This window comes from Thermodesulfobacteriota bacterium (genome assembly GCA_034189135.1).
In the GTDB taxonomy this organism is placed as follows: Bacteria; Desulfobacterota; Desulfobacteria; order Desulfobacterales; family JAUWMJ01; genus JAUWMJ01.
In genome coordinates this window covers 110,778-121,034 of record JAXHVO010000081.1, presented here as the reverse complement: position 1 = coordinate 121,034, position 10,257 = coordinate 110,778, and the positions used below count along the sequence as shown (strand labels likewise).

The window sequence follows — 10,257 nt, the reverse complement described above, 5'->3', positions numbered from 1 at the left end:
CATGATAAAAAGGGAAACCTCACTTAAAAAAAGCATTAAATCCAGACGGCTCAGGGCCGGATGGGATAACGATTACTTATTCAAGGTCCTGGCAGGATGATTTCCAAATGCGGTTACCCTGCCATATTCCCTGATTTTGCGCAAACAGGTGAAAAGATAATCTGTGCGTCAAACCATAACTATCGATCCGAATCGATGCATCCACCCACTGATAAAGATATCGTCTTGGGAAAAACACCTTCAAGCTCCATCCTTAAACCGATTTATTGCAATTGTATTTTTTCCACAGATATATTATAGCCGCATATAATTTTCTCGCGAGTTGTTTTTATCACAGCTGCTTTGAAATATGTGGGGTGCGAGTTTTCATCGTTTAAACTGAATATAAGTTCACTCTCCTTCATATTTTTGCTTAAACAATTTACAAAAATGATTGGTCGTGATACACGATTTTGTAATCAAACTAGAAAGGAGAAAAAATGAGTCCAGAACGTGAAACTATTGATTTTGATGTCCTTTTTGTTGGTGGTGGCCCCGCCAGCCTTGCGGGCGCGATAAAACTCATGCAGCTTGCCAAAGAGAAAAATATTTCTCTTGAAGTGGCCTTGATTGAAAAAGGGGCGGAAATCGGATCCCATGCCGTAAGCGGTGCCGTATTGAACCCGATTGCTTTAAAAGAGCTTATGGCTGATTATAAGGAAAAAGCCTGTCCAATTGAAACCACTGTCAGGGATGATGAGTTTTATTTTCTCACCAAAAATAAGGCCAATAAACTCCCCTTAAAGCCCAGGTATCTTCATAACAAGGGTTTTTATATTATAAGTCTTTCAAAATTTACCAGATGGCTGGGAGGAATTGCCGAAGATCTCGGGGTAAATATTTTTCCCGGTTTTGACGGAAAAGAAGTTCTTTACGCCGATGATGGAAAAACAATTATCGGCATCCGAACAGGAGACAAAGGCCTGGGAAAGGACGGCAAACCCAAAGAAAACTTCGAACCCGGAATCGACCTTATGGCAAAGGTGACTGTATTCGGGGAAGGGGCAAGGGGAAGCTTGATAAAGGATGTTGAAGAAAAGCTTCAAATTGCTTCAGGAAAAATGCCTCAGGTGTATGAAACCGGTATCAAAGAGGTGATTCAGCTTTCGGAAGATAACTATTTTGCCACCAGCAAAGGGAACGATATACATGCTTTCGGTTATCCCCTAGGTCTGGGTACTCCCGGAGGCGGTTTTATCTATGAAATGAAGGAGGGCAAAATTTCAATAGGATATCTCACTGCACTTTGCTATGAAGATCCCGGGCTCGATCCGTTTGAGCTTTTTATCGAATTTAAAAAACACCCGTTTGTGGCCAAAATAATCAGCGGTGGGAAGGTCATTGAACAAAGTGCCAGGACGGTTCCCACCGGCGGTTACTTTTCAATACCCGAACTGGCCGTAAATGGCGCTCTTTTCATCGGTGCAGGTGCAGCAATGCACAATACGCCCGCTTTAAAAGGCATTCATGTGTCCATGAAATCCGGTATGCTGGCAGCCGAAGCCATTGTCCATGCTTTTGAAAAGGACAGCCTGTCTAAGGAAACCCTTGGGTATTACCAGGAGCTGTTTGAAAAAAGCTGGCTGAAGAAAGAAATTTATGAAGGAAGAAACTACTCCCAGGCGTTAGCTAAAAAAGGCCTGATGAAATTTTTTCACCTTGGTGCTCAATACGTTACCAAAGGACGAGGCATTTTTGACAGAATGCCCCTTGAGGAAGATTGCCAGACCCTAAAGCCGGTAAAAGCTGAGCAGGAGATTGAATCAAAGACTGATAAAAAAACTTATGACGGTGTTCTATACGTGGATAAGCTGACCGGCGTTTATTTATCCAAAACCATGCATCGGGAAGATGAACCTTGCCATATTATTGTTCGCGACACCGATTTGTGCGTCAATGAGTGCTATAACACCTACCGGTGTCCGTGCACAAGATTTTGCCCAGGCAATGTATATGAGATAGAACTTGACGAAAATACATCAAAAAGACGGCTTAAGTTGAATCCGTCCAATTGTTTTCACTGCAAAACCTGTGACATCAAGGACCCGTATAAAAATATCATCTGGACTTGCCCTGAAGGAGGAGAGGGCCCCGGCTACACCATAGTCTGAAACCACCATTATTAACATGAGACCTTTGAAAATGGAAATTTATGTTCAGATTCAAGGAAGACGATCCGCCTCAGTCAGACGGATCAACCGCTCCGCTATGATATAGCGGGACAGGCATCTGTATGTAAAATATTTTGAAGATAGCGTTGAAGCTCCACTAAAGTGCCGTTTTGCAAAGGTCTCATCATAAGAGGGCCAAAATGAAAAATAAGTCCTCCAGAGATATTGCTGAATTAATCAAAGCAGTTGGTGAACTTCAAGCCGAAAATGAGCATTTAAGAAAATTTATTGATATAGAAAAGAAAATCGGCATAGAAAGAAGCTTCAACCAACTCCTGCCTCTTATTATTACCGAAATTTCCCAATTCCTTAATGCAGATCGAAGTACCTTGTTTCTGCTCGACTTTGATCGCATGGAGCTTTGGACAAAATTTGCCGAAGATCTGGAAGTTGATAAAATTCGCATCAAGCTGAGAATGGGTATTGTCGGCCTGTGTGTTTTAACCAAACGGCTGGTTAATGTGGCAAATGCGTACGAAGACCCGAGATTCAACCCGGATGTAGATGAAATTACAGGCTTTAAAACAGAAAGCATCATCGCCGCTCCCCTTTATTTTAAAAACAGCCGCATCATCGGTGCCATGGAGCTTCTCAATAAAAAGGCCGGTTTTTTTACCGTAGAAGACGAAAAGCGAGTACAAAAAAAAATTTCAGCACTTAATGAAACCGACTTCACCATTACACCGGACAGAGACAAAGCAAAAGCACTTATTGATGAACTTTGTGAATCAACGCGGTGCGAACGTGGATCTGTTTTTCTCATTAATAATGATAAAGGGGAGCTTTATTCGATCGCAACCATAGGACATGAAGGGAAAGATATTCGTTTACACTTGAACCTGGGCATCGCAGGCCTGGTTGCCATTACCGGCCAAACGCTGAACATAGATGATGCCTATGCAGACCCTCGTTTTGACAGAAGCACGGATGAAAAAACCGGTTACCGGACACGATGCATTCTGTGCGTACCGGTAAAAAATCAGGCCGGTGAGGTGCTCGGAGTCATCCAGGCAATAAATAAGAAAGATACCAACTTTTCCGACTCTGATGAAGATCATTTGATGGCTCTTTCTTCCAGTGTGGCCATATCATTAGAAAACGCCATACTTTTTCAGCAGCAGCACAGACAATTCAAAAGCATTTTAGAAGTGATGGCTGCCTCCATTGATGCAAGAGACCCTCTGACCGCAGGGCATTCGCAAAAAGTAACCCAGTATGCTGTGGGAATCGCCGGCGAGCTGGGGTTTAAGGAAACAGAAATTGATATTCTCAGCGTGGCGGCCCTGCTGCATGATTACGGCAAGATAGGTATTGATGACCATATTTTAAAAAAACAGGGCAAATTATCCCATCTGGAATACGAACAGGTAAAACAGCATGTGGCGATCACACGAAAAATTTTAGACAAAATGTATTTTACGCGAAAATATCGCAGTGTGGCAAAAATTGCCTCCTGCCATCACGAGCGACTGGATGGATCGGGATATTACGGTCTTAAATCCCAAGACATTCCCTTTATGTCAAAAATCATCGCGGTTGCAGATGTTTTCGAGGCGTTAACCGCCAAAAGATACTATCACAAAGCCCTTTCACCCGAACTCGCATTTGCTATTATTGAAAAGGACATCGGCACCACGTTCGATGAAAATATTGTCACTGCTCTAAAAAAATATTTGATTGATCGCGGGGTGCTGAATTGGCCTTGATACCCCAAAAAAGATATCCCATGGCAATTAAAAAACACACCAGCTTCCATAACACAGCTGATATGCCGGGCGGCCCCATAAAAACATCTATCATAACCACCGGAGTAATGGCCATGATGCTGATACTGATCAGGGATTGAAATTCAATATCCGTTTTAAGGATACTTGCAAACAGCATTCCGATTATCCCATAAATCAAGACCTGAACCAGCCGGTACAAAAACGAACCCAACACCAGAAAAGGAAAAAATACCACAGCCAGCCATTTTTGCACAATTCCAAGCCAGCCGTAGACCACATCCTGATCAAGCCTGAAATCTTCAATGTCTGACAGGGCAAACACCTGGGTTTCTCTGTCACTTTTTTTAACGATAAGCTTTGTTTCGGTGAGAAGCATGACTGCGTTTGTGTCATTCAGAGAATTGACCTGACCGGTGGTATCAACAATAATGAGGTCTTGGCCACTTTTAGGATCTTTGATCACATAGGTTTTGTCCTGGTCTGTGGATGCCTTGCCATTTGAAAAGGTTACCGCAGGGATTTGGCTGATAAATGCCGGGGCATGTGTGGTTATAAAATCAGCCAAATCATAATGAATTTTAACTGTTTTCACCACCGAACACAAAGCCAGCAGAAATAGCAGATAAAGAAACGCATAATTTTTCCAGTTTTGCGCCACATCCCGGTAAAAACCCTTTGAATAAAACGACATGAACAGGGGGTGAAAAATGGTATATCGCCGCCGGTTTGTTCTTAAAGGCGGGGGCTGAAGCAGTGATTGAGGCTGCCCTGGCTTATTGCCGGTCGTGCTGCGCTTTGCTTCTCCATCGGGTGCTGCGGAAGGTGCAGCGTCTGTTTTACCGGAAATAATCGAGCAAACCGCACCCGTTTTTTCAAAGGTCTCCTTGTCGTTGATGGCGGTTTGATAATCGAGATTCTCTTTTAACACGATCGGGCGTCCGGTAAAGAGACGCTGGATTTCACCCACATCCACTTGATATAAAGCGGCCAGGTTTTTTTTTACATCTTCCATACCATGGCCTTCGGCAATTTTACCTTCAAAAACAATTTTGTAGTTTTTCACTTCATCATTTCCCGTTTAGAATATAATATTTGGCCAGTTTTCAGGCTAATCGATATTGAGTTTAATACCGGGTGTGTGGCAAGCCTACAACGATATTTTTCCCGGCAGCATAGGAAAACGAAACGCTCCTGTCAAGCTGCAAGGTGGCTGCCACAGCGTTTTAAAAACAGAGGGAAGAATACGTTTTTCTTTGACATTTAAGGATTCCTGATTTATATACGCCGTATTTTTTGAAGGCCTGTCAGCTTGAACAGCTATGGAAAAAAATCAGCGCCGGCTAAGACAGTACAGGCATCCTGTCTGTAGTGCCTGTACTTAAAAACATTTAGCCAGCATATTCATTTTTAGAGACCTACGAAAAGTGCCGTTTTGCCAAGACCTCTATTGATGACTTTCTCACGGAGTCCCTAACTGTATTATGGAAACAGTGACATCTATCAAACCTTTTGTAGCGATCGCACTTTCATTTTTCTGCCCCATTCTTATTATTGCCTCTCATAAAAAACCGAACTTAAGAGAATTCTGGACTTTCGTTATTGCATTTATAAAATTCGCCATTATCGCCTCCATGCTGCCTGTGGTTCTTGGAGGGCAAAAGATAGTCTATCATTTGGTTGAAATCCTTCCCGGAGTCGGAATTGCTTTTAAAGTAGATGCCTTTGGTCTTCTTTTCGCCATGGTTTCCTCGTCTTTGTGGATTGTAACCACCGTCTATTCCATCGGGTATATGCGACCTCTGAAAGAGCATTCCCAAACCCGTTATTTCAGCTATTTTGCCTTGGCTCTTTCATCGGCTGTGGGGGTTGCATTTTCCGCCAACCTCCTTACTCTTTACCTGTTTTACGAAATGCTGTCCCTTTCCACCTATTCTCTGGTCACCCATCACCAGGACGCACAGTCGCGTGCTTCGGGCAGAAAATATTTGACCTATCTCATGGGGGGATCCATTGCCTTTTTTCTCCCGGCAGTCATATTAACTTACCACCTCACCGGCACACTGGACTTTTTAAATCAGGGAATATTGACCGGCGCAGCCTCAACTACTGTTCTTACAGTGATGTTTCTTCTGTTTATTGCCGGAATCGGAAAGGCGGCCATCATGCCCATACATGCATGGTTGCCATCTGCCATGGTTGCTCCAACACCTGTCAGCGCATTGCTGCATGCAGTTGCGGTGGTTAAAGTCGGCGTGTTTTCCGTATTGCGAGTTTGCTTATATATATTTGGAACAGACCTGCTTAACAGTCTCTCTTTAGATGTCTTTTTGCTCTATTTTGCCTCCATCACCATTATTGTGGCTTCGCTTTTTGCACTCAAGCAGGATAACTTAAAGGCCAGACTGGCTTACTCCACGGTGGGCCAGTTGTCTTATATCGTTCTGGCCGGAGGTTTGATCAGCGTCTCAGGCATATCCGGAGGAATGCTTCACATTGTCATGCACGCCTTTGGTAAAATCACCCTCTTTTTCTGTGCCGGAGCGATTCTGGTCAATACCGGAATAAAAAATATCAGCGAAATGAAAGGGTTGGGGAAAAAAATGCCGGTTACTATGGCTGCATTCTTTTTCGGCTCTTTAAGTGTCATCGGCATGCCCCCTTTTGGCGGATTTTTAAGCAAATGGTATCTGGCACTGGGATGCATTGATAGTCACCAGATTCCCATACTGGTTGTGATTCTAACCAGTTCTTTGCTAAATGCGGCCTACTTTCTGCCCATCGCCTATCATGCCTTTTTTACCGATGGTGATGACCAAGGGCCGGTAAAAATCCAGGAAGCCCCTTGGATGGCAATCGCCCCGCCGGTATTTACCGCATTTGTATCTTTGCTGCTATTTATTTATCCTGGTTTTTTTATAAAGTTGGCAAAAATGGCAGCCATAGGACTGGTAGGAGAATAGGCGATGAGTGAAGAAAAAGCACCCGAAGAGAAGATGGAGCTCTCACACGAGCCCATTCCGGTATATGTAACAATATTTCATGCCGCCATCATAATCGCTGTGTTATGGCTGGGTATTATTTTCTGGAGAAGTTTTTAGCACTGTTTACGTTTTATTTTTCCGGCTTAACCGAATAATGGAGATGAAGGTCAAATGAAAAAAGAATTAAAGATTTTCGATAAACCCGAAAATGTGAATAAACTTTTATATATTTTTTATGCATCCCTTGCCATCCTGTTAATTGCTGATTTCTTCGTTCATAAACATGGCGATTTCCCCTGGGAAGCTGCGCCTGAATTTTTTGCCGTTTATGGGTTTGTCTCTTGTGTGGCTTTAATATTTATCGCAAAAATATTGCGCAAAATAGTCAAAAGAAAAGAAAATTACTATGATTAATTCGATTCCTCCTGCAGCCATATTTATAATCGGTGCTTTATTTATCCCGATTTTAAAAGGTAAAATCAAGTCGGCCTACATGCTCCTTCTTCCGGTGCTTGCATTTTACATACTGGTGTCCATTCCTGAAGGAAAGCACTGGGTGGTCCGCCTGCTTGATTACGACTTAATTTTTGGCCGCATTGATCGCCTGAGCCTGGTATTCGGCTATATTTTCTCCATCATATCGTTTATAGCCATCCTTTTTGCAATCAAAGTAGAAGATGATGTCCAGCATGTGGCAGGTCTGATATATGCCGGAGGGGCTCTGGGGGTCACCTTTGCCGGTGATTTTTTTTCGCTTTATATCTTCTGGGAAATAATGGCCGTGGCATCTACATTTTTAATCCTTGCCCGCCGGACTGCAAAATCACACGCCGCTGCATTTCGATACATACTGGTTCACGTGGTCGGAGGCCTCTTTCTTTTGGCTGGAATCATCATCTATGTCAGCAAAACAGGAACCACTGAGTTTGCCTACATGGAGCTTAAAGGGCTTGAAGCCTATCTGATATTTTTGGGTATCGCGGTCAATGCGGCAATTCCTCCCCTGCACCCCTGGTTGCAGGATGCCTATCCTGAAGCCACAGTCACAGGAGCGGTTTTTTTAAGCGCTTTTACCACCAAAAGCGCCGTATATGTAATGGCGCGTATTTTCCCGGGAGCAGAGCTCCTGATCTGGCTGGGTGCCTTAATGACCGCCATACCCATATTCTATGCGGTTTTGGAAAATGACATACGCCGGGTACTGGCTTACAGCCTGATCAACCAGGTCGGCTTTATGATGTGCGGTGTCGGAATAGGAACCGCACTGGCCATTAACGGAACCGTTTCCCATGCGTTCTGTCACATCCTTTACAAAGCCTTGCTGTTCATGTCCGCAGGTGCGGTTCTCCATGTGACCGGCAAGATAAGGTGCACCGATCTTGGAGGTTTGTACAAAACCATGCCGATCACCTGTTTGTTCTGTATGATTGGTGCAGCGTCTATTTCCGCCTTTCCCATGTTCAGTGGTTTTATCAGCAAATCCATGATCATCAGCGCCGCAGGGCATCATAAACTGACCGTTGTCTGGCTCATCCTGCAATTTGCTTCGGCCGGTGTATTTCATCACGCCGGGATCAAAGTCCCCTTCTTTACCTTTTTCGGCCACGACTCCGGTATCCGGGCCAAAGAACCTCCGCTGAACATGATGATTGCCATGGGGATGGCCGCCTTTTTATGTGTTTTTATCGGCTTATTTCCCCAGCCCTTATACGATATTTTGCCCAACCCGGTAGATTATGTCCCTTACACAGGTGCACACATCGTGGGCCAGCTTCAACTGCTGATGTTCGGTGCCCTGGCTTTTACCCTGCTGATCCTTTCAGGGTATTATCCTGCCGAACTAAGAGCAATCAACCTGGATACCGACTGGTTTTACCGCAAAGGCTCCAGATTGGTTGTAACTGTTATCACCGGTATTTCCCTGAAAATTGCTCACATATGCGACTTTCTGTTTATAAAGTTCCTTCCGGAAAAACTGGGTGCAGTCAGCAGAAAACCTCTGATCAGCCTGATTGATTTTTATAATCAAACGGTCGGTAAAGAGGCCATATCCCCTGAGGGGTATAATGAGGATGCCAAACCGGAGACTGTCAATCTTATGCCGGCAGGAATTTCTGTTCTTCTGTCGGTCTTTTTCCTGATGCTGTTGGCAGTGATCTTTTTTGTCGGATTATAAACAACCCTCTATCCTCGTGCAGGGATAAGCAATAAGCCATGGGCCTTAACCTTTCGGTCATAATCCCCGCCCTGAATGAACAGGGCTACCTGCCGCTTTTGCTGGCTGACCTGAAGGCACAAAAAAATGTGAACCTGCAAATTATCATTTCTGACGGCGGCTCTACGGATGAAACCATAGAACGCTGCCGTCCCTTTGGGCCCGTCATTGTGAAGGCACCTGGCGGGAGGGCCAGTCAGCTCAACGCGGGATTCAGAAAATCTACCGGGAACAATCTTCTTTTTTTGCACGCGGATACGAGAATCAAAGACCCACTTCTGTTGGCCAATGCTCTCGAACACTGGGGCACAGCAATTACTCATGCCGATCATGACAGAGTGGCCGGACATTTCCCCCTTAAATTCATCCGCACGACCCAAATCAACAACATGTCATTCAGATATGCTGAAGGCAAAACACATTTCAACAGAATAAATACCACCAACGGCGATCAAGGACTTCTATTAAGACGTTCTTTTTTTGAAAGCCTGGGTGGTTTTGACGAAAGTCAGCATTTCCTGGAGGACCAGAAACTGGCCGAGAAAATAAGAATCCGGGGGATCTGGATTACCCTGCCCGGGCTATTATATACTTCCGGCCGCCGTTTTGAAACCGAAGGCTTCCATCGCCGGTATATACTGATGGGCATGCTCATGGCGCTGTACAGTACCGGGCGCATGGAATTTTTTCAAAGAGCGAAAGCCATTTACGCCAGCCAGAGTGAAACCGGATATCTGTTGTTAAAGCCCTATTTTGAAGCGGCTATCAAGATGTTTGTGTATGACCTTGGATTTTCTGCAAGCATCCGTGCCTGGTTTTACATTGGGCGTTATATCCGTCAGAACTCCTGGCAGATGTTTTATTTTTTCGATGTATTGTGCCGCACCGCTGAAAAAAACAAAGATTACCCATTTCTCAGATTCCACGACAACTATTTTTGGCCGGTTACCAACAACTCTGTCTGTGACGCCCTCAACACACTCATTTCATTTTTCTGGTATATGGTTGTGCTGACCCCTTATTTTTTCCTGGTAGACACCTTCCGGCCGGACAGATCATTTCTATCCTGTAAAAAACAAAGCATTTTGTGATCCTTAAAAACTGAACGTATTTATGACAACCAG

Annotated in this window: 8 protein-coding genes; 7 read left to right on the top strand and 1 reads right to left on the bottom strand. The window is 44.3% G+C overall.

What is annotated here, in order from left to right; translation table 11 throughout:
* The first annotated feature begins 479 nt into the window (after positions 1-479).
* Positions 480-2,150, top strand: a complete 1,671-nt coding sequence (locus SWH54_12250; protein MDY6792029.1) for an electron transfer flavoprotein-ubiquinone oxidoreductase — start codon at positions 480-482, stop codon at positions 2,148-2,150.
* A 200-nt stretch (positions 2,151-2,350) separates the two neighbouring features.
* Positions 2,351-3,916, top strand: a complete 1,566-nt coding sequence (locus SWH54_12245) for a GAF domain-containing protein (GenBank protein ID MDY6792028.1) — start codon at positions 2,351-2,353, stop codon at positions 3,914-3,916.
* On the opposite strand, the gene SWH54_12240 is transcribed toward SWH54_12245, so the two are convergent.
* Entirely contained in the window at positions 3,864-5,000 is a 1,137-nt protein-coding gene (locus tag SWH54_12240) for a DUF1189 family protein (GenBank protein MDY6792027.1), read from the bottom strand. The two genes, SWH54_12245 and SWH54_12240, sit on opposite strands and share 53 nt — an antisense overlap.
* A 418-nt stretch (positions 5,001-5,418) precedes the next feature.
* Here SWH54_12240 and SWH54_12235 point away from each other — a divergent pair, with 418 nt between their 5' ends.
* From SWH54_12235 to SWH54_12215, 5 genes are read left to right on the top strand one after another with little or no spacing between them, the layout of a single operon-like run.
* A complete protein-coding gene (locus SWH54_12235) occupies positions 5,419-6,897 on the top strand; it encodes a monovalent cation/H+ antiporter subunit D family protein (GenBank protein ID MDY6792026.1) in 1,479 nt (492 codons plus the stop codon).
* A gap of 3 nt (positions 6,898-6,900) precedes the next feature.
* Positions 6,901-7,035: a hypothetical protein gene (locus SWH54_12230; protein MDY6792025.1), complete on the top strand. Its 135-nt coding sequence runs from the start codon at positions 6,901-6,903 to the stop codon at positions 7,033-7,035.
* A gap of 54 nt (positions 7,036-7,089) precedes the next feature.
* On the top strand, positions 7,090-7,332 hold the full coding sequence (locus SWH54_12225; GenBank protein ID MDY6792024.1) for a hypothetical protein: 243 nt from the start codon (positions 7,090-7,092) through the stop codon (positions 7,330-7,332).
* A complete protein-coding gene (locus SWH54_12220; protein MDY6792023.1) occupies positions 7,325-9,094 on the top strand; it encodes a Na(+)/H(+) antiporter subunit D in 1,770 nt (589 codons plus the stop codon). Before SWH54_12225 ends, SWH54_12220 begins: the two co-directional genes overlap by 8 nt.
* 38 nt (positions 9,095-9,132) lie before the next feature.
* On the top strand, positions 9,133-10,224 hold the full coding sequence (locus SWH54_12215) for a TIGR04283 family arsenosugar biosynthesis glycosyltransferase (protein MDY6792022.1): 1,092 nt from the start codon (positions 9,133-9,135) through the stop codon (positions 10,222-10,224).
* Positions 10,225-10,257: the final 33 nt, after the last annotated feature.